The organism is Pseudomonas sp. 910_23, assembly GCF_052850795.1.
In genome coordinates, this window is sequence record NZ_VXCZ01000001.1 from 194,707 (window position 1) to 217,017 (window position 22,311).

General features: G+C 61.5%; 20 protein-coding genes. 13 read left to right on the plus strand and 7 right to left on the minus strand.

Features of this window, described 5'->3' with window-relative positions; translation table 11 throughout:
- The first annotated feature begins 95 nt into the window (after positions 1 to 95).
- Positions 96 to 680: an acyl carrier protein phosphodiesterase gene (locus tag FW800_RS00880; protein ID WP_032877311.1), complete on the plus strand. Its 585-nt coding sequence runs from the start codon at positions 96 to 98 to the stop codon at positions 678 to 680.
- A gap of 107 nt (positions 681 to 787) precedes the next feature.
- On the opposite strand, the gene FW800_RS00885 is transcribed toward FW800_RS00880, so the two are convergent.
- Entirely contained in the window at positions 788 to 1,579 is a 792-nt protein-coding gene (locus FW800_RS00885; RefSeq protein ID WP_032877310.1) for a lysophospholipid acyltransferase family protein, read from the minus strand.
- On the minus strand, positions 1,579 to 2,334 hold the full coding sequence (gene olsB, locus FW800_RS00890) for an L-ornithine N(alpha)-acyltransferase (protein ID WP_005785912.1): 756 nt from the start codon (positions 2,332 to 2,334) through the stop codon (positions 1,579 to 1,581). Before olsB ends, FW800_RS00885 begins: the two co-directional genes overlap by 1 nt.
- Positions 2,335 to 2,518: 184 nt before the next feature.
- Between olsB and FW800_RS00895 the strand changes: the two genes are divergently transcribed.
- The 8 genes from FW800_RS00895 to FW800_RS00930 all read left to right on the plus strand — a co-directional run bounded on the left by FW800_RS00895 (position 2,519) and on the right by FW800_RS00930 (position 10,883).
- Entirely contained in the window at positions 2,519 to 3,592 is a 1,074-nt protein-coding gene (locus FW800_RS00895; RefSeq protein WP_248090974.1) for a serine hydrolase domain-containing protein, read from the plus strand.
- A complete protein-coding gene (locus FW800_RS00900) occupies positions 3,589 to 3,903 on the plus strand; it encodes an amidase (RefSeq protein ID WP_446436777.1) in 315 nt (104 codons plus the stop codon). Before FW800_RS00895 ends, FW800_RS00900 begins: the two co-directional genes overlap by 4 nt.
- 258 nt (positions 3,904 to 4,161) lie before the next feature.
- Positions 4,162 to 5,337, plus strand: a complete 1,176-nt coding sequence (locus FW800_RS00905) for a M20 aminoacylase family protein (protein ID WP_446436778.1) — start codon at positions 4,162 to 4,164, stop codon at positions 5,335 to 5,337.
- 60 nt (positions 5,338 to 5,397) lie between these two features.
- Positions 5,398 to 6,708, plus strand: coding sequence for a citrate-proton symporter (locus FW800_RS00910; RefSeq protein WP_032877307.1), 1,311 nt, complete (start codon positions 5,398 to 5,400; stop codon positions 6,706 to 6,708).
- Complete coding sequence (locus FW800_RS00915; RefSeq protein WP_032877306.1) at positions 6,705 to 8,147, plus strand: amidase; 1,443 nt, start codon at positions 6,705 to 6,707, stop codon at positions 8,145 to 8,147. The genes FW800_RS00910 and FW800_RS00915 overlap by 4 nt, the downstream gene beginning before the upstream one ends.
- 65 nt (positions 8,148 to 8,212) lie before the next feature.
- Positions 8,213 to 8,971 carry a helix-turn-helix domain-containing protein gene (locus FW800_RS00920; protein ID WP_446436779.1) on the plus strand — a complete coding sequence of 253 codons (759 nt, stop codon included), beginning with the start codon at positions 8,213 to 8,215 and terminating at the stop codon, positions 8,969 to 8,971.
- 171 nt (positions 8,972 to 9,142) lie between these two features.
- Positions 9,143 to 9,724 carry a YceI family protein gene (locus FW800_RS00925; protein WP_032877305.1) on the plus strand — a complete coding sequence of 194 codons (582 nt, stop codon included), beginning with the start codon at positions 9,143 to 9,145 and terminating at the stop codon, positions 9,722 to 9,724.
- A 1-nt stretch (position 9,725) separates the two neighbouring features.
- Complete coding sequence (locus tag FW800_RS00930; RefSeq protein WP_005785930.1) at positions 9,726 to 10,883, plus strand: phospholipase D-like domain-containing protein; 1,158 nt, start codon at positions 9,726 to 9,728, stop codon at positions 10,881 to 10,883.
- A 128-nt stretch (positions 10,884 to 11,011) separates the two neighbouring features.
- Here the strand turns inward: FW800_RS00930 and bglX are convergent, their stop codons facing one another.
- The gene (gene bglX, locus FW800_RS00935; RefSeq protein ID WP_446436780.1) at positions 11,012 to 13,303 is read right to left on the minus strand and encodes a beta-glucosidase BglX; all 2,292 of its coding nucleotides are present in this window, start codon (positions 13,301 to 13,303) and stop codon (positions 11,012 to 11,014) included.
- Positions 13,304 to 13,544: 241 nt separating this feature from the next.
- Between bglX and FW800_RS00940 the strand changes: the two genes are divergently transcribed.
- The 4 genes from FW800_RS00940 (at position 13,545) to FW800_RS00955 (ending at position 16,991) form a co-directional block, all read left to right on the plus strand.
- The gene (locus tag FW800_RS00940) at positions 13,545 to 14,156 is read left to right on the plus strand and encodes a LemA family protein (RefSeq protein ID WP_032877303.1); all 612 of its coding nucleotides are present in this window, start codon (positions 13,545 to 13,547) and stop codon (positions 14,154 to 14,156) included.
- A gap of 18 nt (positions 14,157 to 14,174) precedes the next feature.
- Positions 14,175 to 14,903, plus strand: a complete 729-nt coding sequence (locus FW800_RS00945) for a TPM domain-containing protein (protein ID WP_032877302.1) — start codon at positions 14,175 to 14,177, stop codon at positions 14,901 to 14,903.
- 31 nt (positions 14,904 to 14,934) lie between these two features.
- The gene (locus tag FW800_RS00950; protein ID WP_005785935.1) at positions 14,935 to 15,552 is read left to right on the plus strand and encodes a TPM domain-containing protein; all 618 of its coding nucleotides are present in this window, start codon (positions 14,935 to 14,937) and stop codon (positions 15,550 to 15,552) included.
- A 221-nt stretch (positions 15,553 to 15,773) separates the two neighbouring features.
- The gene (locus FW800_RS00955) at positions 15,774 to 16,991 is read left to right on the plus strand and encodes a class I SAM-dependent methyltransferase (RefSeq protein ID WP_446436781.1); all 1,218 of its coding nucleotides are present in this window, start codon (positions 15,774 to 15,776) and stop codon (positions 16,989 to 16,991) included.
- 105 nt (positions 16,992 to 17,096) lie between these two features.
- Here FW800_RS00955 and FW800_RS00960 read toward each other — a convergent pair whose 3' ends face one another.
- From FW800_RS00960 to FW800_RS00975, 4 genes are all read right to left on the minus strand, one after another.
- Positions 17,097 to 19,655: a TonB-dependent hemoglobin/transferrin/lactoferrin family receptor gene (locus FW800_RS00960; protein WP_446436782.1), complete on the minus strand. Its 2,559-nt coding sequence runs from the start codon at positions 19,653 to 19,655 to the stop codon at positions 17,097 to 17,099.
- Positions 19,656 to 19,782: 127 nt separating this feature from the next.
- A complete protein-coding gene (locus FW800_RS00965; RefSeq protein ID WP_032877299.1) occupies positions 19,783 to 20,751 on the minus strand; it encodes a FecR family protein in 969 nt (322 codons plus the stop codon).
- Positions 20,748 to 21,287 (minus strand): RNA polymerase sigma factor, encoded by a 540-nt coding sequence (locus FW800_RS00970; protein ID WP_032877298.1) that lies wholly within the window; start codon positions 21,285 to 21,287, stop codon positions 20,748 to 20,750. The genes FW800_RS00965 and FW800_RS00970 overlap by 4 nt, the downstream gene beginning before the upstream one ends.
- 137 nt (positions 21,288 to 21,424) lie before the next feature.
- Positions 21,425 to 22,297 (minus strand): dihydrodipicolinate synthase family protein, encoded by an 873-nt coding sequence (locus FW800_RS00975; RefSeq protein ID WP_005785942.1) that lies wholly within the window; start codon positions 22,295 to 22,297, stop codon positions 21,425 to 21,427.
- Positions 22,298 to 22,311: the final 14 nt, after the last annotated feature.

The window sequence follows — 22,311 nt, forward strand, 5'->3', positions numbered from 1 at the left end:
ATCCCGATATTCCAATATGATTTTGATCTGAGGCCAAAGCGAATCGGTATATCGGGTTATAACGATATGAGTGCGGCAGTGATAGACTGCGCGCCATGAATTATCTCGCACATCTGCACCTGGGCGGCCAACTTCCTGCGCAACTGCTGGGCAGCCTGTATGGCGACTTCGTCAAAGGCCGCCTGCAGGGCCAGTTCAGCCCGCAAATCGAAGCAGCGATCCAGTTGCACCGTTCGATTGACCGGTTTACCGATAGCCACCCGTTGGTGGGCGAGGCGTTGTCGCGCTTCAGCCTGACCCGCAGGCGCTATGCCGGGATCGTGCTCGATGTGTTTTTTGACCATTGCCTGGCGCGGGATTGGGCGTTGTATGCCGAGCAGCCCCTGGAGCGTTTTACCTCGCAGGTGTATCGCGTGCTGGCGGCAGAACCTGAGTTACCGGGGCGGCTGGCGCAGATTGCGCCGTATATGGCGGCGGATGACTGGCTGGGTTCGTATCGCGAGTTCGCGGTGATGGAGCAGGTGCTGCGTGGAATTTCGCGGCGGCTGACTGACCCGCAGGCACTCGGATTTGCGATGCACGAGTTGCGCGAGCTTTATAAGCCGTTAAGTGAAGATTTCCGGGTGTTCTATCCCCAATTGCAGAGATTTGCGCAGATCCAACTGACCACCGATGTCTAAATGTGGGAGGGGGCTTGCTCCCGATTGCGGTGTGTCAGTCACTGTCTATGTTGACTGAACAACTGCTATCGGGAGCAAGCCCCCTCCCACATATGACTGTGCCCGCTTTATGCCGCGAACGCAGGTCGAGCAGCCACTTGCTCAGCTTCCGGCACCGGGCCAAACAACGCCTTTTGCACCGCCTGCTGCGCCTGATACGCCAGTGCCGCGCGTTCCTGCCCGGCGCAGGCAATCGGCTTGAGCAGATGAATCTGCACATCGCCCTGGTCGTTGGAAAACAAGCGCATCAAGTGCGAGAGCAAATCGTCATCGCCAATGAACGGCGCCAGCGGATCAACCCCACCGTCACGCAGATAACGAATCGCCACCGGTTGCAGCGACACATCCGCATCGATTGCACTGGCCAGCAAACGCCCGTGAAAAGTACGCAAGCTGCGCCCGTCGGTAGTGGTGCCCTCGGGGAACATCAGCAGCGGGTGCTGTTGCTCCAGATGGCGGGTCATCTGTTTGCGGATCAACTGGCTGTCACCCGCGCCACGACGAATGAACAGACTGCCGGCCTTGGCCGCCAGCCAGCCGGCTACCGGCCAGGTGCGGACTTCGGCCTTGGACAAAAACGACAGCGGCGTGACCATGCCCAGCAGTGGAATGTCGGTCCAGGACACGTGATTGCTCACCCACAGCATCGGCGCTTGCGGCAACTCGCCGTGCACCGTTACGCGAAAGGGCAGGGCGTTGCTCAATCGCGCCATAAAGAACCGCGACCAACGCTGGCGCCGCACCATCGAATTGGCCACGCCCAGACGTTCGAACAGGCCAAACACACTGGCCATGCTCAAGCCCAGCGCCACCACCAACAGCACGCGGGCGATGCGCCCGTAGATGCGCAGGCGGTTCATCACATCGCCGCCTTGAAGTGGCGCGCGTAGCGCGGGCACAACTCATCGCGCTTGAGCAGGATGAACACATCGGCCACCTGGAAGTCTTCATCCCAGCACGGCTCGCCGCAGATCTTCGCGCCCAGGCGCATATAAGCTTTGAGCAGCGGTGGCATTTCGGCGATGACGTTGGACGGCAAGTCCAGGGCCGGCAGTGGCTTTTTCGGCTCGGCGCGCAGGTGTTCGTTGCACAGGTAGCGCTCGCGCAAGCGCTGCATGATTGCGTGGGCCTGAATGCCGCCATCGTGCATCGGGATGCTCGCGCAGCCCATCAGGTAGCTGTAGCTGCCCTGGTTGAGCACTTCGGCCAGTTCGCCCCAGAGCACCGCGATGGTGCCGCCGTTGCGGTAAGCCGGGTCGACGCAGGTGCGACCGATTTCCAGGATCGGGCCCTGCAAGTGCAGCAAGCCATGCAGGCTGAATTCTTCTTCGCTGTAGAACCGGCCCAAAGTGCTGGCGGCCTGGTGGTCGAGTAGACGGGTGGTGGCGACGAGTCGACCGCTGTTCAAGTCCCGCACGCCGATGTGGCTGCAGTGAACATCATAGTCATCCATGTCCAGGCCCAGTTCCGCGCCTTTCAGCTTGGCGTTGAACTCGCCGCTGAACACGTTGAACCGCAGGGCCTGGGCTTCCTGCAAGGCCTTGGCGCCCACCAGGCGTTCGGCTTGCAGACGGCGTTCATTGCCTTTGTCGCTGATGCGGGCGATCTGAGTCATAGCGAGTCTCCGGGTGCCGGCCAGGTTGCGGCCAGTCGACTTTGTTGTCCAAAGTCAGGCTATGTAGCCTCGGTGTCATCTCCATGAACTTACGGTGACGGTTGGGTGACAGCCCCCGTGTAGCAAATCTGTCATTGGCCTGCGCTAGGCTCGCGGGCTTGAATGCCCCCTTGAGTTCGTGCCCATGGTCCGAGGCCTGCTGTGCGTTGTTGTGCTTTTAGTTACCGCTACCGTCCGCGCTGAAACCTGGCCCGAAAAAGAATGGGCCACGGGCACGTCACTTGAAGGTCCCGCTGTCGATGCCCTGAACGCCTACGCTTTCCCGACCCGTGACGACACCACCCGCAAAGGCATTCGTACCGACGCGCTGCTGGTCATTCGTGACGGCGAAATCATCTACGAACGCTACGCCGCGCCAACCACCGCCAGCACGCCGCACCTGACCTGGTCGGTGAGCAAAAGCCTGATGGCCACTGTGCTCGGCGTGGCCTACGGCGAAAACCGTTTCAAGCTCACCGACCCGGCCGCACGTTTTTACCCGCCAATGAAGCAGCACCCCAAGGTGAGCATGGCCGACTTGCTCCATTGGGCTTCGGGGCTGGATTGGCAGGAGGACTATGAATACGCCCCGTTGAAGTCTTCTGTTGTGGCGATGCTCTATACCCGTGGGCGTGACGATATGGCGCAATTTGCCGCCGATACCGAAGCCGCCTCCGAGCCCGGCCAGGCGTTCCGTTATTCCAGTGGCGACAGCAATATTCTGTCCGCTGCGCTTAAAGGGATGCTCGGCCACCAGGCGTACATGAGCTATCCGTGGGATGCGCTGTTCAAGCCATTGGGCATTCGCAACGCGACGTGGGAAACCGATGCCGACGAAACCTTTGTTGCCTCGTCCTACGCCTACCTCACTGCTCGCGATCTGGCGCGGGTCGGGCTGCTGATGGCACGGGATGGGCGCTGGGGTGAGCAACAGTTGCTGCCCAAAGAGTGGGTGGCTTTCAACCGGCGGCCTTTCGACAAATACAAAGCCGGCCAGGATGAAGCGGTACCGGGCGGCCACTGGTGGCTCAACAAGGGTACGCCCCAACCCTGGCCCGACGCGCCGACCGACACCTTTGCTGCGCTGGGGCACTGGGGCCAGGCACTGTTTGTACTGCCCGACGAGCACTTGGTGATCGTGCGCTACGGCGATGACCGCGATGGCAGCTACCGCCACAACGAACTGCTCAAGCGCGTGCTGGCGGCGGTGCGGTCATGATTCGTCGTCGGCCATTTACCAGCCTGCTGCTACTGCTGTTGCTGGCCCTATTGGGTTGGGTATGGCACGAGCGCGTCAACCTGCAAGCCTTCCCCGACATCATCGCGGCGTACACGGTCAAGGAGTATTGCTCGTGTCGGTATGTGGAGAACAACCCGGCGCAGTATTGCCGTGGGTATGTGAAGCAGTACGTGCCGACCAGTGCGTTGATCGACACGCCGGAGCGCAGTGAAGTCACCACAAGCGGTTTAGGGCGTACGCACACGGCGCGGTGGTTGGGCGACCGTCAAGGCTGCCGCCTCAACCCCTGACACACCCAAATTCCCCTGTGGGAGCTGGCTTGCCTGCGATAGCGTCAGGTCAGCCAACATCACTGGTGCCTGTGCCGCCGTCATCGCAGGCAAGCCAGCTCCCACATTTAGATTATCTGCGTGGGTTCTCGGAAAAAGAACCGGCCCTGAGGTTCCACAGGGTGGAACCACCTTTGATTGTCCTCACGCCCACATCGCGCTTAGCTGTCGATGTGTCGCCAACAAGAACGGGACCACCCGCCTGTGAGGAGAATCACCATGCGCCCACACCAGCACATTCTGGATTGGCTCAGCGATGTCGCCAGCGACTTGCACGCTGTGCGCCACGATATCCACGCCCATCCCGAACTCGGCTTTGAAGAGAACCGCACCTCAGCGCTGGTCGCGCAGTTCCTGCGGGATTGGGGGTATGAGGTGCATACCGGCATCGGCAAGACCGGTGTGGTCGGGGTGCTGCGCAATGGCAGCAGTTCGCGCACGCTGGGTATTCGTGCCGATATGGACGCCTTGCCCATCATCGAAAACACCGGTGCGGCCTACACCAGCCAGCACGCCGGTTGCATGCACGCCTGCGGGCATGACGGCCACACCACCATGCTGCTCGGCGCTGCCCGCTACCTGGCGGCGACCCGGCAATTCGACGGCACCCTGAATCTGATTTTTCAACCCGCCGAAGAAGGCCAGGGCGGTGCCGAGGCGATGTTGGCGGATGGTTTGCTGGAGCGCTTCCCGTGTGACGGCCTGTTCGGCATGCACAATATGCCGGGCTTGCCGGCTGGGCATCTGGGCTTGCGAGTCGGGCCGATGATGGCCTCGCAAGACTTGCTCACGGTGACGTTGGAAGGTGTCGGCGGCCACGGTTCCATGCCGCATCTGACGGTGGATCCGCTGGTGGCGGCGGCGAGTATGGTCATGGCCTTGCAGACGGTAGTAGCGCGCAATATCGATACCCAGGAAGCCGCCGTGGTTACGGTCGGTGCGCTGCAAGCCGGCCAGGCCGCCAACGTGATTCCCCAGCAAGCCTTGCTGCGCCTGAGCCTGCGTGCACTCAACCCCAAGGTGCGCGAACAGATGCTGGAGCGGGTCAACGCGATCATCAACACCCAGGCCGCCAGCTTCGGCTGCACCGTGCAGATCGAGCACCGTCCGGCCTACCCGGTGCTGGTCAACCATGGCGAAGAAACCGAATTCGCTCGCCAGGTCGGTGTGGCCTTGCTCGGCGCCGATGCGGTGGACGGCAACACTCGCACGCTGATGGGCAGTGAAGACTTCGCCTGGATGCTGCAACGCTGCCCCGGCAGTTACCTGTTTATCGGCAACGGCGTGTCGCGGCCGATGGTGCATAACCCCGCCTATGACTTCAACGACGACATCCTGCTGACCGGCGCCGCCTATTGGGGCGCGTTGGCCGAGAGCTGGCTCAAGCCTGCCTGACGACTGCACTTTTTTCTGCCGCTGGACCCTTTCCCTTATCGGTTGAATGGAGTGCTCCTCATGCAGACTTTAAAACCAGGCGTCTCGCGCACCCGCCAAGTGGTGGCCGCCGTGATCGGCAACGCGCTGGAGTGGTATGACTTTATCGTCTACGGCTTTCTGGCCAGCATTATCGCCCGGCAGTTTTTCCCGTCGGAGGATGAATACGCTTCGCTGCTGATGGCCCTGGCCACCTTTGGCGTGGGCTTTTTCATGCGGCCGGTGGGCGGGATCCTGTTGGGTATCTACGCCGACCGCAAAGGCCGCAAAGCCGCGATGCAATTGATTATTCGGCTGATGACCGTGTCTATCGCGCTGATCGCCTTCGCCCCCAACTACGCCGCCATCGGTATGGGCGCGCCGTTGCTGATTGTGGTGGCGCGGATGCTTCAGGGGTTTGCCACGGGCGGTGAATATGCCAGCGCCACGGCGTTTCTGGTGGAGAGCGCACCGGCCCATCGCAAGGGGTTGTATGGTTCCTGGCAATTGGTGGGGCAGTGCCTGGCGGTGTTTGGTGGTGCGGCGATGGTGGCGCTGGTCACGCACTTCTTCTCCCCCGAAACCCTCGACCTGTGGGGCTGGCGCCTGCCGTTTGTGCTGGGCTTGCTGATCGGCCCGGTGGGGTTGTGGATCCGGCGGCACATGGAGGACCCGGAAGAGTTTATCCAGGCGCGTAAAAACGCCACCGGCCCGGCACCGAGCCTGATGCAGGTGCTGCGTGAGCATCGGCGCAGCATCCTGGTGTCCATGGGCCTGGCGTGCGGGGCGACGGTGTCGTTCTATGTGGTGTTGGTGAACATGCCGACCTTCGCCCACAAGAATCTCGGCCTGCCGTTGGACCAGGTGCTGATGGTGCAGATGTTTGCGGTGGCGCTGATGACCGTGGTGATTCCGTTGTCCGGCCTGCTCTCGGATCGTTTGGGGCGGCGACCGGTGTTGATGGCCTTCACCCTGGCGTTCTTCGTGATGGTCTACCCGTTGTATGTATGGGTGGCTGCCGCGCCGTCCATCGAGCGCTTGCTGGTGATGCAGGTAATGCTGTGCACGGCCATTGGCGGGTTCTTCGGCCCGGCGCCGACGGCGTTGGCTGAACAGTTTCCCATCGAGGTGCGCTCGACCGGCGTGTCGGTGGCCTATAACGTGGCGGTGATGGTGTTCGGCGGTTTTGCGCCGTTGATCGTCACTTGGCTGAGCAAGGTGCTGGGCACGCCGGTGGCGCCGTCGTTCTATGTATTGTTCGCGTGCGTGCTGACGCTGCTCGGCACTTATTGCATGCGCGAGGCTCCGCGGGCGAGCAAGCCGCTGCCGTTTTCCAGAGAGGTGAAGCCTTGAGTATTGTCGATTGGGATGCCACGCAACTGTCGCAGGCGATCCATGGGCGGCAGGTGTCGTGCGAAGAGGTGATGCAGGCGTACCTGGCGCAGATCCAGCGTTTCAACCCCCGTGTGAATGCGCTGGTGTCGTTGCGCGACAGCGAGGTTGTGCTGGCCGAGGCTAGGGCCTGCGACCGTGAGCTGTACCAGGGTCAATCCCGCGGTTGGATGCATGGCATGCCCCAGGCCATCAAAGATCTGGCGGCGACCCAAGGTTTGCGTACCACCTTGGGCTCACCGTTGTTTGCCGAGCACGTGCCCAGCGAAGACGCCATCAGCGTGGCGCGGGTGCGCGCCAGTGGCGCGATCATCATCGGCAAGACCAACGTGCCGGAGTTTGGCCTGGGGTCCCACACCTACAACACGCTGTTCGGCACCACCGGCAATGCCTATGACCCACGCCTGACGGCCGGCGGCAGCAGCGGCGGGGCAGCGGTGGCCCTCGCGTTGCGGATGTTGCCGGTGGCCGATGGCAGCGACATGATGGGCTCGCTGCGCAACCCGGCGGCGTTCAATAACGTGTTCGGCTTGCGCCCGTCCCAGGGCCGCGTGCCCCACGGGCCGATGCCGGAGCTGTTTGTGCAGCAACTGGGCACCGAAGGCCCGATGGGGCGCAGTGTCACGGATGTAGCGCGGCTGCTGAGCATCCAGGCCGGTTACGACCCCCGTGTGCCCTTGTCATCCCAGGACGATCCCGCGATGCTGGGCCAGTCGTTACAGCGCGACTTCAAAGGCACGCGCCTGGGTTGGCTGGGTGACTACAACGGTTATCTGCCGATGCAAGACGGCGTGCTGAGCCTGTGCGAGGCGGCACTCGATGATTTCGCCACGCTGGGCTGCGAGGTGCAAAGCTGCCAGCCGGACTTTTCCCTGGCGCGCCTGTGGCGTTGCTGGCTGGTACACCGCCATTGGCTGGTGCACGGCAACCTCGGCGCGGCCTACGCCAACCCGCGAAAACGCGCATTGCTCAAGCCCGAAGCGCAATGGGAAGTGGAGGGCGGCCAGGGCCTGAGTGCCCAGCAGGTGTACCAGGCGTCGGTGGATCGCAGCGAGTGGTATCGGGCCCTGGCCAAGTTGTTTGAGCGTTACGATTTTCTGCTGTTGCCCACCGCCCAAGTGTTCCCTTTCGATGCACAACAGCCTTGGCCACGCCTCGTTGGCGGGCGCGAAATGGACACCTATCACCGCTGGATGGAAGTGGTGATCGGCCCGACACTCGCCGGTTTGCCGAGCATGAGCATCCCGGTGGGCTTCAACCCCCAAGGGCTGCCCATGGGCCTGCAAGTCATCGGCCCGGCCCAGGCCGACCGAGCCGTGTTGCAACTGGCATTTGCCCATGAACAGCTGACTCAATGGGTGCAACGCCGGCCGCCGGCGTGCATTGCCACCACCACCTGACCTGCGACCGGGCCTGTATCTTGCTGTGTAAAACAGATCATCCACCAGCAACAGGGAGATCGAACATGGAGACAGGCACGGTACGCTCGGTTGAGCGCGCACTGGCAATCGTCGAGTTGCTGGGCGAGCACCAGGCCCTTGGGCTGGAAGAACTGCACTACCTTACGCGGCTGCCCAAGGCCACGGTGTCGCGCATGTTACTGACCTTGCAGGATCAGGGCTGGGTCTACCGCGGCCTGAGCGATCGGCGTTACCGCCTGCGCGCTCGGCGTTTGTTCGGTGATACCCAGCAACGCTTCAAGCGCCAGGTGGTGGAAAGCGCGGCGCCCTGGTTATTGGAGCTCAGCGAGCGCACGGGGTTGGTGGTGGACTTGTCGTGTTTCGACGGCGAGCGCCTGGAAGTCATGGAAAGCGCGATTCCCAGCGTGTTGCGCAAGCTCTACCCGAACAACTGCCAGATCGTCGGTCAGTACGCCAGCCTGTTTCACTCGGCGATGGGCAAGGCATGCCTGACGCAGTTGCCCCTTGATGAAGTGCAGCGGCTGGCGTGTCGCGATCGTGTGGACGCCGATGAGCAAAGCCATGCTTGCGAGCAAACCCAGCACCAGGGGTTCGGCCAGCGTACCGAGGGCTATTGGGAATACCCGGTGCGTTTGCCCTTCCTGATTCGGGCGGTGGCGTTGCCGGTGCACGCCAATGGCCGGTTGGTGGGGAGCATGGCGTTGCATTGGCCCATGCATCAGGCGCCGGTGGATCGGGTGTTGAACCTGCATATGGCCAGCCTTGAACAGGTGGTGTGCGAAGTTCAGCGAACGCTGGATTAAAAACACCGCAAAACCCTGTGGGAGCTGGCTTGCCTGCGATGGCGATGTATCAGTCAACCATTTCTCGCCTGGCACACCGCCATCGCAGGCAAGCCAGCTCCCACAATGGATTTGCGCCGTTCGTGAGATTGCGCTTAATGTTCGCCCAGGTTTTTTGCCCCATGAGTCTTTATGTTCAATGTCAAACCTCTGGTCTTCGCCCTGCTGACCTGCGCCACCGTGCCTGCCCACGCCGATTGGTACCTGGATAACGAATCCTCGCGCCTGTCTTTCGTCACCACCAAAAACACAGAGGTTGCTGAAGTCCACCGCTTCCTGGTGCTGCACGGCAAAGTCGATGCCAAAGGCGCGGCGCAGTTGCAAGTGGAGATGGAGTCGATCAACAGCGGCATCCCGCTGCGCGATGAGCGCATGCGCAAAGAGCTGTTCCAGATCAAGGCCTTTCCCGACGCATTGATCAGCGCACAGATCAATCTGCAACCGATCAACGACCTGGCATCCGGCGCGCAACTGGAGTTGCGCCTGCCGCTGAGCGTCACCCTGCACGGCAAGACCCAGACCTACAGCGCCGAATTGCTTGCCACGCGCCTGGATGAGCGACGTTTCCAGGTGGTGACCCTGGAGCCTGTGGTGTTGCACGCCGAGGACTTCGATCTGGCGCCGGGTGTGGCGGCGTTGCGCAAGGCGGCGGGGCTCAAGTCGATCAGTTTGTCGGTGCCGGTGGGTGCGGTACTGATCTTCACGGCGCGCTGACATGAGTGGCGCAGTGTTCCCGTGGCGCAGCGCCAATCAATTCGAACTGCTGATCGACGGGCCGAGTTTCTTCCCGCAGATGCTGGTGGGCATCGCCCGGGCCGAGCAGCAGGTGGATCTTGAGCTGTATCTGGTCGAAGCCGGCGCCTGTGCCGACGCGATGGTGCAGGCGCTGGTGCTGGCCGCTGAACGTGGGGTGCAGGTGCGCTGCTTGTTCGATGACTACGGCAGCCTGGCGTTTACCCTTGGGCTGCGCAAGCGCTTGACCGACGCCGGCGTGGAGCTGCGTTTTTACAACCGCCTGAATTGGCGGCGCTGGATGCGCAACCTGTATCGCGACCACCGCAAGCTGCTGCTGATCGACCAGCGCGTTGCCGTGGTCGGTGGTACGGGCGTCACCGATGAGTTCTGGACGCCGGGGCAAGACAGCGCCGATTGGCATGAAGTGATGGTGCAGATCAGCGGCCCGCTGGTACTGGACTGGCAGGCCCTGTTCGACCGGCAATGGCACGCTAACGCCGCGCGCCGTGAATGGAAACCGGCGACCCATTTCGGTTTGCCGCGCTTGCCGAAAGTGCCAGCGACGGGCCCCGGGCTTGGTCGCGTGGCGTACGCCGACGCTCGTCAGCACCGCGATATCCTGCAGTCGTTGATCCGCGCCTTGAACAGCAGCAAAGGGCGTATCTGGCTGGCGACTCCCTATTTTCTGCCGACCTGGAGCGTGCGTCGTGCCTTGCGCCGGGCGGCAGGGCGCGGGGTGGATGTGCGTTTGCTGCTCACCGGGCCCCGTACCGATCACCCGTCAGTACGCTACGCCGGCCATCGTTATTACCCGCGTCTGCTGCGTGCAGGCGTGCAGATCTTTGAATACCAGCCGTGCTTTTTGCACCTGAAGATGGTGCTGGTGGACGATTGGGTCAGCATTGGCTCGTGCAATTTCGACCACTGGAATTTGCGCTTCAACCTGGAAGCCAACCTCGAAGCGTTGGACCCGGGATTGACGGCGGCGGTGGTGGGCAGTTTCGAAGCGGATTTTGCCCAAAGCCAGGTGGTGAGCCTGGAGGCCTGGAAGGCGCGGCCGTTGTGGAAGCGGGTGAAGCAGCGGGTGTGGGGGTGGATTGATCGGTTGGTTGTCAATCTGCTCGACCGGCGCGGCTAACAAGAACAATGAGGTCAAATGTGGGAGGGGGCTTGCTCCCGATGGCGGTGTTTCAGTTAACAGATTCATTGACTGACCCACTGCTATCGGGAGCAAGCCCCCTCCCACATTTTTGACCGCGTCAGGCGTTAGAGCAGTTCAAAGGTCTGCTGCTGCACATCCTGGGAATCCAGCCCGATCTGCACATTGAACTCACCCGGTTCCGCCGCGAACTTGAGTTGGGCGTTGTAGAACTTCAAGTCGTCCTCGGTGATGGTGAAGTGCAGCGTGCGCGCTTCGCCGGCCTTGAGCATGACCTTCTGGAAGTTCTTCAGCTCCTTGATCGGGCGGATCATCGAGCCGGCCACATCCTGGATATACAACTGCACCACGGTTTCACCATCGACCTTGCCGGTGTTCTTCACGGTGACGCTGGCGTCGAGCTTGCCGGTCTTGTTCAGGGTGGTGGACGACAGCGCCATGTCCGCCAGGCTGAACGTGGTGTAGCTCAGGCCATAGCCAAATGGAAACAGGGGACCTGTGGTGTCATCGAAGTACTGCGAGGTGTAGTTGCCAGGCTTGCCTGGGGTGAACGGCCGGCCAATGGTCAGGTGGTTGTAGTAGGTGGGAATCTGCCCTACCGAACGCGGGAAGGTGATCGGCAGCTTGCCCGACGGGTTGTAGTCCCCGAACAGCACGTCGGCGATGGCGTTGCCGCCTTCGGTACCTGCGAACCAGGTTTCCAGGATCGCGTCAGCCTGTTGGTTCTCTTCGAGAATCGACAGCGGGCGGCCGTTCATCAGCACCAGCACCAACGGCTTGCCGGTCGCCTTGAGGGCCTTGATCAGGTCGCGCTGGCTTTGCGGGATGTTCAGGTCGGTACGGCTCGACGACTCGTGGGACATGCCACGGGATTCGCCCACGGCCGCGACGATGACGTCGGCGTTCTTCGCCGCTTTCACCGCTTCGTCGATCAATACTTGGGCAGGGCGTGGGTCATCCACCACTTCCGGAGCATCGAAGTTGAGGAAGTTGAGGTAGTCGAGCACCGCCTTGTCGCCGGTGATGTTGGCACCGCGGGCATAGATCACTTTGCCCTTTTCGCCGATCACGGCGTTCATGCCGTCGAGCAGGGTCACTGATTGCGCAGGTCGGCCGGCAGCCGCCCAACTGCCCATCATGTCGATCGGCGCCTTGGCCAGCGGGCCGACCAGGGCGATGGTCGCGGATTTTTTCAGCGGCAGGGTGTCGTTGTGGTTTTTCAGCAACACCAGGCTACGGCGCGCAATGTCGCGGGCCTCGGCGCGGTGCAGGCGGCTGTCGGCGTAGGTGTCGACCGGGTCATCCTCGGCCTTGCCGATGCGCAGGTACGGGTCCTTGAACAGGCCCATGTCGTACTTGGCGCCGAGCACTTCGCGCACGGCATTGTCGATGTCGCTCTGTTCGATTTCGCCGGACTTGAGCAGGCCGGGCAATTCCTTGCCGTACAGCGAGTCGTTCATGCTCATGTCGATGCCGGCCTTGATCGCCAGCTTGGCGGCTTCGCGCCCGTCCTTGGCCACGCCGTGCTTGATCAGCTCGAAGATCGCGCCGTGGTCGCTGACGGTCAGGCCCTTGAAGCCCCAGTCCTTGCGCAGCAGGTCGTTCATCAGCCAGGTGTTGGCGGTGGCGGGCACGCCGTTGATCGAGTTCAACGCGACCATCACGCCGCCGGAACCGGCCTTGATCGCCGCGTGGTAGGGCGGCAGGTAGTCCTGGTACATCTTGACCGGGCTCATGTCGACCACGTTGTAGTCGCGCCCGCCTTCCACCGCGCCATACAGGGCGAAGTGCTTGACGCTGGCCATCAGGCTGTCGGCATTCGCCGGGCTGGTGCCCTGGAACGCCTTGACCATGACTTCGGCAATCCGCGAGACCAGGTAGGTGTCTTCGCCGAAACCTTCGGAGGTACGGCCCCAGCGCGGGTCGCGGGAGATATCGACCATCGGCGCAAACGTGATGTCGAGGCTGTCGGCAGCGGCTTCCTGGGCGGCGATGCGCCCGGAGCGGCCGATGGCGTCCATGTCCCAGCTGGAGGCCAGGGCCAGGCTGATCGGGAAAATGGTGCGGTGGCCGTGGATCACGTCATAGGCGAAGAACATCGGGATCTTCAAGCGACTGCGCATGGCCGCGTCCTGCATCGGACGGTTTTCCGGGCGGGTGATGGAGTTGAAGGTGCCACCGATGCGGCCAGCGGCGATTTCCTTGCGGATCATCTCGCGGGGCATTTCCGGGCCGATGCTGATCAGGCGCAATTGGCCGATCTTTTCGTCCAGGGTCATTTGCTTGAGCAGGTCGCTGACGAAGGCGTCCTTGTCTTTAAGCGCAGCAGGCTTTGTTTCTGCCCAGACGGGGTGGGTGGCCAGCGTGGCAACAAGGCCGAGCAAACACAGCTTTTTCATGAATATCCTTTTTCGGCTACTGCGCAGCATTAAACGCATGCTGTCGGCCAAAATGTGGGGAACGTCTATTGTTGTTCGGGTGTTGTTCAGATAAATGCAGCACACTCTGAACTCTTTTTCGCGCTGGGCATCTTTGTAGCTGATTGGCTCGATGCATTCCAGTGGTGGCGGATTATGCCCCAAGCGCGTGGTTTATAGGGTTAGTCGTCAAATTCCATCAAGATTGGGCAGGAGAAACACCATGCAAGCAGCACAGACTTACCGTTGGGGCTTCAAGGCCGCGGCTTTGCTATTGATCAGCACCGTACTGAGCGGTTGCGGCATCAATAACATCCCGACCCTGGACGAACAGGCCAAGGCGGCCTGGGGCCAGGTGCAGAACCAGTATCAACGCCGCGCCGACCTGATCCCCAACCTGGTGGAAACGGTGAAGGCCTATGCCGCCCACGAACAGGAGACCCTCACCGCCGTGATCGAAGCGCGGGCCAAGGCCACCTCGATCCAGGTGGACGCCAGCACCCTCGACAACCCGGAAAAACTCAAGCAGTTCCAGCAAGCCCAGGATGGCTTGAGCGGCGCACTCAGCCGTTTGATGGTGGTGTCCGAGCGTTACCCGGACCTCAAGGCCAACCAGAACTTCCTGGCCTTGCAATCCCAGCTTGAAGGCACCGAGAACCGTATCGCCGTGGCCCGTCGTGATTTCATCCAGACCGTGCAGGCGTACAACACCGAAATCCGTACTTTCCCGGGCCGTCTGTGGCATAGCGTGATGTACAGCGACTTGCCGATCCGCGCCACGTTTGAAGCCACCAGCGCCGATGCCGACAAGGCGCCGCAGGTGAAATTCAAATAACGCTGCCTTGAGGTGTCGATGCGTTTATTACGGATAGGCCTGGCATTCTGGCTACTGGCCTGCATGGGCATGGCCCAGGCGGCCCTGACCTTCCCGGCACTGACCGGGCGGGTGGTGGACAACGCCCAGATGATCGACCCGGCAACGCGCCAGCAGCTCACTCAACAGCTGCAGGCGCTGGAGCAGACCTCCGGTGACCAGCTTGTGGTGGTCACCGTGCCCGACCTGCAGGGCGTTCCGATTGAAGACTACGGTTATCAATTGGGGCGCGCATGGGGCATCGGCCAGAAGGGCAAGGACAACGGCGCGCTGTTGATCGTTGCCCGTGATGAGCGCCAATTGCGCATCGAAGTCGGTTACGGCCTGGAAGGCGTGCTGACGGATGCGCAGTCCTGGGTGATCATCAACCAGGTGATCCTGCCCAAGTTCAAGACCGGCAATTTCAGCCAGGGCATCAGCGACGGCGTGGCGGCGATGATCCAAGTGGTGGGCGGTGAACCCCTGGCGGTGCCCGCCCATGTGGCGGATGCGAATTTCGCCAAGGATAATCCCGGGTTTTCCATCGGCCTGTTTATCCTGCTGATCGGCGTGTTGTGGCTGTGCAATCGCATGGGCTTGCCGGTAGGCGCTATCCTGCTGGCCATTCTTAGCAGCAGCGGCCGCGGTGGTGGTGGGGGCGGCGGTGGCGGTGGTTTCCGTGGCGGCGGTGGTGGCTTCGGCGGTGGCGGGGCTTCGGGCGGCTGGTAATGACAATAACGAGAAAAGAGCATCTACAACCATGGCATTACTGACTGAACATGAGCAGCGCCAAGTCGCCGAAGCAATTGCCCGGGTCGAAAAAAACACCGACGCAGAGCTGGTGACCGTGCTGGCGGCGCGTGCCGACGACTACGCCTACATCCCGTTGCTGTGGGCCAGCCTGATCGCGTTGGTGGTGCCGGGCGTGGTGCATTATTTGTCGGGCTACCTGACCATGTACACCTTGCTGTTGGCGCAATGGGCGACGTTTATTGTGTTGTGCCTGGTGTTTCGCTTGCCCAAGGTCACCACCCGCCTGATTCCCCGCTCCGTACGCCACTGGCGCGCCTCTAACCTGGCGCGTCGGCAGTTTCTGGAGCAGAACCTGCACCACACGCTGGGCAGCACTGGTGTGCTGATATTTGTCAGCGAGGCGGAACGCTACGTGGAGATCCTCGTCGATGACGGCATTTCCAAACGCCTGGATGACAGCAGTTGGGACGCCATCGTCAAGACGTTCACCCAGCAGGTGAAACAGGGGCAGACGCTGGCCGGGTTTATTGCGTGCATCGAGGCGTGCGGCGAGTTGCTCAAGGTGCATGTGCCGGTGACGCAAACGCGCAATGAGCTGCCCAATCGCCTGGTGGTACTCGAATAACCCGGCCAACTCAGTTCCAAATGTGGGAGGAGGCTTGCTCCCGATGGCGGTGCACCAGTCAATGAATCTGTTGGCTGACCCACTGCAATCGGGGGCAAGCCCCCTCCCACATTTGGATCTACTGTGGCTGCTGGAACTGACCATTGGTCAAATAACCCCGTGCCCTGAACCCCTATCCCCCCTAAAATGCCCGGCATTCTTTGCCCGAGGCGTTTTTGTTCATGTCCGTCACCGCTCAACCCGCCAACCCTGCGCCGGATCATCACGCCCAGTTCATCCAATTGCTGAGCGCAAGCCTTGCGCAAAACGCCTTTATCAAGCTGGTGCTGGCCAAGTACGTCGGTGAGGAAGCCGAGCTGCAACGGCTGATCATCAAGCCGGTCACCGTCAAAGACCAGCCGTGCCTGTCCTTCGTGTACCGCTACAAGACCCGCGACATCACCAAGAATTTCCCCTCGGCCGACGGCGTGGCGGCGATTGCCGAGCTGTTACCTGCGTCATTCAAGAACGCGCACTTGCTGTCGCTGACTGACGAAGCCCAGCTGGAATACAGCAAGAAGAACAAAAGCTCGCTGTTCAAAAGCAAACCGCAACAACTGCGCGAAGCACCGTCGGCCGAGCATAACCGTGAGAAGAACCGCTACCTCGACCTGAGCCGGCCGTTTCTCGCCGATCTGGGGGTGACCGATGCCAGGCAGGCGTTGATTCCATCGATGTCGCGCAAGTGGAAGCAGATCAACAAGTTCATCGAAGTGTTCAGCCATGCGCTGACGTCGTCGCCGTTGAAACTCGACCAACCGGTGCGCGTTGCCGATTTTGGCTCGGGCAAGGGCTACCTGACCTTCGCCATCCATGATTACCTGCGCAATACCCTCAAGGCCGAGGGCGAGGTTACCGGTGTTGAATTGCGCCAAGACATGGTCACCCTGTGCAACAGTGCTGCCGCACGCCTGGAGCACCCGGGGCTGGTGTTCAAGTGCGGGGACGTACGCAGTGTGGCGCCGAGCGAGCTGGACGTGATGATCGCTCTGCATGCCTGCGACATCGCCACCGATTACGCGATCCATACCGGCATCCGCTCCGGCGCGTCGATCATCATGTGCTCGCCATGCTGCCACAAGCAGATCCGCCTGCAGATCCAGAGCCCGGTGCTGCTCAAGCCGATGCTGCAATACGGCCTGCACCTGGGCCAGCAGGCAGAAATGGTCACCGACAGCTTGCGTGCGTTGTTCCTGGAAGCCTGTGGCTACGAGACCAAGGTGTTCGAGTTCATCTCGCTGGAGCACACCAACAAGAACAAGATGATTCTTGCGGTCAAGCGTGCGCAGCCTTTGGACAACGCGCAGTTGCTGGTGAAAATCCAGGAGCTCAAGGCGTTCTACCACATCACTGAGCACTGCCTGGAAACCCTGCTGCGCGGGGATGGCTACCTGGCCTGAAGTGAGCGCGTTCCCTGTGGGCGCTGGCTTGCCTGCGATGATGATGGTGGCTGTACCACGGCTATCGCAGGCAAGCCAGCTCCCACATTTGGAATGCGTGTGTGGTCAGAAGAATCGCGTCACGCTGATCTTCGCATCGCGCCCCTTGGTATAGGCGCGGTCGCCGCTCAACGCCGGGCGGAAGTTTTCGTTGAACAGGTTGTCCACCGTGAAGTTCACCTCGGTGCCTTTGAGGTAAGCCTGCTGCGGTTTCCATTTGGCGAACAGGCCCTGGGTGTTGTAACGCTTGTTGCCGTACTGGTCGAAGAACAAATCACCCACGCCGGAGCCCGGGCCACCGGAGTATTTGTCGCTGGGCAAGCGGTCGGTAGCGCCGATGAATTGACCCATCCAGCCCACCTGGGCATCCCAGGCCGGGATGTTGGTGCCCAGTACCAGCACCCATTTGGTCGGTGGGATATCCCGTGCCGCCACATCCGGGCCCCACGGGTTGGTGTAGGCGCCCTGGTGCTGGCCCTTGGCATAGGCAAACGATACCGAACCAAACAGGTAGGTGGAGTTATAGATCGATTCGAGTTCGACACCCTTGATGGTCATGCCACCGATATTGCGATAGTTGGACATCGGCCCCGGTGGGCACGCTGAGGAGATGCTGCCGCCGTTGATGGCCTGGTTCTGGCAGCCCACGCCGGTGGCCTTGAAGATTTCGTCTTCGACCTTGTTGTGGAACAGGGTAGTGCGCAGTTGCAGGTTGTCGTCCTGGGCCAACAGGTTGTCGAAGTTGGTGATGTTGCCCAGGGTGATCGAGGTGATGCGCTCCGGGTCCAGGTCCACGCTGGTCGCGGTGCGGCTGCCCAGGCCCTGTACTTCATATTGTTCGTCGATCACCGGGGCGCGCCAGGTCTGGCTCCAGTTGGCGAACAACCCCACATTCGGCGTCACGGTCCAGAACAGCGCCAGGCGTGGCGACCAGCCGGTGTAGGTGCGGTCGCTGTAATCGTGGCCAACTTTGGGATCGGGGTTGTTGTAGTAGGGCGCATCGTTGCCCTCGCCGCGATTGCGCACGTGGTCATAGCGCAGCGACGGCGTGATCGTCACATCGCCCAGGGTGACCGCGTCCTGGATAAAGAAGCTGTTGGTATCGACCTTGCCTTGGGGCATGAAGCCCGGCTGGAAGTGCCCATAGTTGTAGCGCGGCGTGTTGTAGGTGGTGCCGGGCATCCACATTTCGGTTTCGCGGATGTGCTTGCGGATCTGCCCGCCGACGGTCACCGCGTGCTGCAAGGGCCCGGTGTCGAACAAGCTGACGTTGCGGATGTCGAGGTTTTTGTCGGTGTAGGCGGTGTCCATCTTGCGCCCGCCGGTAGCCAGTTGGAAAAACGCGGTGGCGTCACGCTCGTCGGTCTGTTCGGTATTGGACTGGGAATATTTGACGGTGAGGTCCACCAGCGGGTTATCCAGCGGCTGGTAGTGATACTTGCCCGACCACGTGGTATCGACCGTATCGCGGTGCGCGAGGAAGCGCTTCAACGCCCCTTCGTAGCCGTAGCGGTCGATGTTGAACTGGGTGGGCGGCGTCGGGTAGCTCGCGGCGGAAAACGGTGTCCAGCGGTTGCTGTGAGAACGCGAGTACGACAGGCCGACACTCTGCTCATCGGTGAAGTACGCGTTGACCTTGAACAACTTGCCGTCCACATCCTGCGCGCTGTTGGGCAAGCGCTGGGGGTTGATCGGGTACTCGTTGTTGTCGTTGGGCAACTTGGCGGCCACCTTCATATCGCCGCCGTCGCGTTGGGTCAGGTAGGCCAGGGCGTCGAAACGGCCATCGTCGGTGCGGCCATACACGGCACCGCTGTAGACCTGTTCATGATCATTGCTGGAGTAGCCGTATTTGAGCATCGCGCCGCTGTTGCGACCATCCTGGAGCAGGTCCGGGGCGTCCTTGGTGATCATGTTGACGGTGCCGCCGAAGCCGCCATTGCCGGTGAACGGCGAGTTGGGGCCTTTTTCCACTTCGATGCGCTTGATCAGCTCGGGCTCGATAAACACTGTGCCTTGCTGGTAGCGCTCAAAGCCGGTCTTGGTGGCGCCGTCCACGGTCAACGGCACGTCTTCGGCATCGCCGAAACCACGGATGTTGATGGTCTGCCCGCCAGGTTTGAGCGAGCCGCCCTGGCTGACGCCGGGCAGGGTCTGCAACAGGCTGGGAATGTTATTGGACTGGTAGCGGTCGATATCGGCCTGGGTCAGGGTGGAGCGGCTGACGGTGCTGGCGTTCACTTCGTTGCCGGTGCCGATCACGCTCAGCGTGTCCAGCTGGATCGCGGCGCTGCTGGTGGCCTTGCCCTCATCGGGGCGCACTACGTAGGTGCTGCCGACCTTGATCAGGGTGAACTCGCCGTTTTTCAGCAGGGAGCGAATCGCTACTTCCGCGGTGTAGTCACCGTCGAGCGCCGGCGCTTTCAGGTTTTTGAGCAGGCTTTCATCGAACAGCAGCTGGATTTTCGCCTGCTGTGCCACCTGGCTCAGGGACGTGGCCAGTGACTGGGCCGGCAGGTGCAGGGTGAACGACTCGGCCTGGGCGTTGAGGCTGAAGGCCAGGCACGTGGCCAGGAGCGTGGGTCGAAGAAACAGGTGCGAAGCGTGGCAAGGCGCGCGAAACATGAAATCCCCCGGAGCGGCTAAATAGCCAAAAAGGTGTGCGTATCAAACACGGACAGGAGGAAGACGGGGCAGACCAAAAAAACCACACATGCGAATGCAAAATATTCTCATGTGGGCAGTATGCAGGCTATTTGCTCGGCTCGATTTTCACACTGCCATCGGCCAAGACCACGGTTTTTACCGGCAACAGGGCGGGCAAGGCGTTGAGCAGGGCATCGGGGTCATTCACATCCAGGTTGCCCGACACCTTGAGTTGCGCCACGGCCTTGCTGACCTGCAACGGCGCCTGGGGACGGTACAGGCTCAGCTCGTCGATCAGGCTGGCCAGTTCGCGATTGCGAAACGATAAATGCCCGCTGCGCCAATCGGCCACTTCTTCAGCGCTGAGGGTTTGTTGTTGCAGGGTGCCTTTGGCGTAGCTGTAAGCGGCACGTTGCCGGGCGCCGAGCAGGGTGGTGGGGCTTTTGCTGTCCGGCTCGAACGCCACCTGGCCATGGGCAACGCTCACCACCAGTTGCTGCTGGCCGCGGCGCACGTCAAAACCAGTGCCCACCACCCGTATGATCGACTCGCCGGCTTGCACGTAGAGTGGCCGCTCCTTGTCGGCCGCCACTTCGATATACAGCTGGCCTTTGTCCAGATGCAGGACACGTTGATGGGCGCTGAAGTCCACGCGGATGCGGGTGTTGGCATTCACGTACAGGGTGCTGCCATCGGGCAGGTTCAAGGTACGCATACCTTTGGCATGAGCGGCGACCTGGGTGTGATACAGCTCGCGGGGCGCGCCGATGTGGGTCGCCAACACGGCGCACAGCACGGCAGCGGCCACCGCAAGGGCTGGGCGCCAGAGGGGGCGTTTGCGTTTGGCCAGCGGAAGCGGTTTGTTCAGTTGTTGCAACTGGGCCAGGTCGGCCCACAGCTGTTCGAATTCGGCATAGGCACGCGCATGGGCTGGCACCGCCTGCCAGGCGGCAAAGGCTTTGCGGTCGGCACGGCTGGCAGCGTTGCGGTTGCGTGCAAACCAACTGGCGGCCTGGGCGTCGATGGAGTCGCTCGCTTGGCTGTCCAGGGCGTCGATGTCGCTCAGGCGGTTCATTCTGGCTGCTCCGTGCCGGGGTCGGATTGAAGGCGTCGCTTGCAATGCAGCAGGGCCAAGGCAATGTGCTTTTCTACCATGCTGGTCGAAATGCCCATGCGTTCGGCGATCTGTGCCTGGCTCAAGCCTTCGAAGCGGTGCAGCATAAGGGCTTCTCGCCGGCGGGGCGAGAGTTCGGCGAGGACTTCTTTCAACTGTTCCAGGCGTTGCAGGCGAAGGGCGGCGGCCATGGGGTCGTGCTGTTCGTCGGTGACCGGCTCGGTATCCATTTCGGCGTGATCGGGATGGGCGGTGTGCCGTACCTTCTGTTTGCGCCAGTGATCGCGCAACAGATTGCGCGCCATCTGGAACAGAAACGCCCGGGGCTGCTCGACCTTGGCTCGGTCGCGGTAGCCCAGCCACTGGGTAAAGACATCCTGAGTCATGTCCGCCGCGTCGCTGGCGTTGTCCGTGCGTTTACGCAGGAAATACAGAATATCTGCATAAAACCCGCGACAGGCATCGGCCGACGACGGGTCGGGCTTGGGACGAGACATGGATATCCTTCTTGACGAAGCACGAAGTGGAAAGGTCGTGAATGATATCGAGAATTATTGCTATTTGTCTCTGTTTAAAGGCTGTACTCAATTCAACTGTGGGAGGGAGCAAGCCCCCTCCCACACAGGCCCTGGGTTTATTTCAGAAGTGTTTTGAGTTGCTCGATCCCCGCCTCACCCAACGGGAACACCGGCAACCTGGGATCCCCCACCTCCAGCCCGGTCAGGCGTAACCCGGCCTTGATCGTCGTCGGCAACCCGCCCTTGAGGATGAATTGCAGCAACGGCAACTGTCGGTAGAACAGCTCTCGCGCTTTATTCAAGTCATTGGCCAGCACTGCCTGATACAGGTCCAGATTGAGTTGGGGGATTAAGTTCGGCGCCGCGGTGCACCAGCCTTTGGCACCGGCCGCGAAAGCTTCCAGGGCCAGCGGGTTGCAGCCGTTGTAGAACGGCACGTCACTCTCCAGTTTTAACTGGTGCATGCGCTGGATGTCGCCCGTGCTTTCCTTGACCATGGTCACGTTGTCGACCTGCTTGAGGATGCGCAGGATCAACTCCACCGACATGTCGGTACCGCTGGTGGCCGGGTTGTTGTAGAGCATGATCGGCACGCCGATGCTGTCGCCGATTGCGGCGTAGTGGGCGAGGATTTGCGCTTCGCTGAGTTTCCAGTATGAGGCGGGCAGCACCATGACCACATCGGCACCGTGCGCCTCGGCATAGCGCGCACGGCGAACGGCCTTGGCGGTGGTCAGGTCGGACACGCTGACAATGGTCGGTACGCGTTTGGCGACTTTCTCGATGCTGTAGGCACTGACTTCGTCCCACTCGGCATCGCTCAGGTAAGCGCCTTCGCCGGTGCTGCCCAGCGGCGCGATGGCGTGGATGCCGCTGTCGATCAAGCGGTCGATAGAACGCCCGAGTGCGTCGAAGTCAACACGCTGGCCATCAGCACTGAACGGGGTGATGGTGTAGCCGATGATGCCGTGAATAGTTGGATTGGACATGGGAAAACTCCGGT

Bases quoted from the DNA above. Each gene is read 5' to 3' on its own strand.
- FW800_RS00975 (WP_005785942.1), bottom strand. From the start codon at position 22,297: ATGTCCAATCCAACTATTCACGGCATCATCGGCTACACCATCACCCCG.
- FW800_RS00965 (WP_032877299.1), bottom strand. From the start codon at position 20,751: ATGAACCGCCTGAGCGACATCGACGCCCTGGACAGCCAAGCGAGCGAC.
- FW800_RS00945 (WP_032877302.1), top strand. From the start codon at position 14,175: ATGCGTTTATTACGGATAGGCCTGGCATTCTGGCTACTGGCCTGCATG.
- bglX (WP_446436780.1), bottom strand. From the start codon at position 13,303: ATGAAAAAGCTGTGTTTGCTCGGCCTTGTTGCCACGCTGGCCACCCAC.
- FW800_RS00885 (WP_032877310.1), bottom strand. From the start codon at position 1,579: ATGAACCGCCTGCGCATCTACGGGCGCATCGCCCGCGTGCTGTTGGTG.
- FW800_RS00910 (WP_032877307.1), top strand. From the start codon at position 5,398: ATGCAGACTTTAAAACCAGGCGTCTCGCGCACCCGCCAAGTGGTGGCC.
- FW800_RS00905 (WP_446436778.1), top strand. From the start codon at position 4,162: ATGCGCCCACACCAGCACATTCTGGATTGGCTCAGCGATGTCGCCAGC.
- FW800_RS00955 (WP_446436781.1), top strand. From the start codon at position 15,774: ATGTCCGTCACCGCTCAACCCGCCAACCCTGCGCCGGATCATCACGCC.
- FW800_RS00970 (WP_032877298.1), bottom strand. From the start codon at position 21,287: ATGTCTCGTCCCAAGCCCGACCCGTCGTCGGCCGATGCCTGTCGCGGG.
- FW800_RS00940 (WP_032877303.1), top strand. From the start codon at position 13,545: ATGCAAGCAGCACAGACTTACCGTTGGGGCTTCAAGGCCGCGGCTTTG.
- FW800_RS00925 (WP_032877305.1), top strand. From the start codon at position 9,143: ATGTTCAATGTCAAACCTCTGGTCTTCGCCCTGCTGACCTGCGCCACC.
- FW800_RS00920 (WP_446436779.1), top strand. From the start codon at position 8,213: ATGGAGACAGGCACGGTACGCTCGGTTGAGCGCGCACTGGCAATCGTC.
- olsB (WP_005785912.1), bottom strand. From the start codon at position 2,334: ATGACTCAGATCGCCCGCATCAGCGACAAAGGCAATGAACGCCGTCTG.
- FW800_RS00960 (WP_446436782.1), bottom strand. From the start codon at position 19,655: ATGTTTCGCGCGCCTTGCCACGCTTCGCACCTGTTTCTTCGACCCACG.
- FW800_RS00900 (WP_446436777.1), top strand. From the start codon at position 3,589: ATGATTCGTCGTCGGCCATTTACCAGCCTGCTGCTACTGCTGTTGCTG.
- FW800_RS00880 (WP_032877311.1), top strand. From the start codon at position 96: ATGAATTATCTCGCACATCTGCACCTGGGCGGCCAACTTCCTGCGCAA.
- FW800_RS00950 (WP_005785935.1), top strand. From the start codon at position 14,935: ATGGCATTACTGACTGAACATGAGCAGCGCCAAGTCGCCGAAGCAATT.
- FW800_RS00930 (WP_005785930.1), top strand. From the start codon at position 9,726: ATGAGTGGCGCAGTGTTCCCGTGGCGCAGCGCCAATCAATTCGAACTG.
- FW800_RS00895 (WP_248090974.1), top strand. From the start codon at position 2,519: ATGGTCCGAGGCCTGCTGTGCGTTGTTGTGCTTTTAGTTACCGCTACC.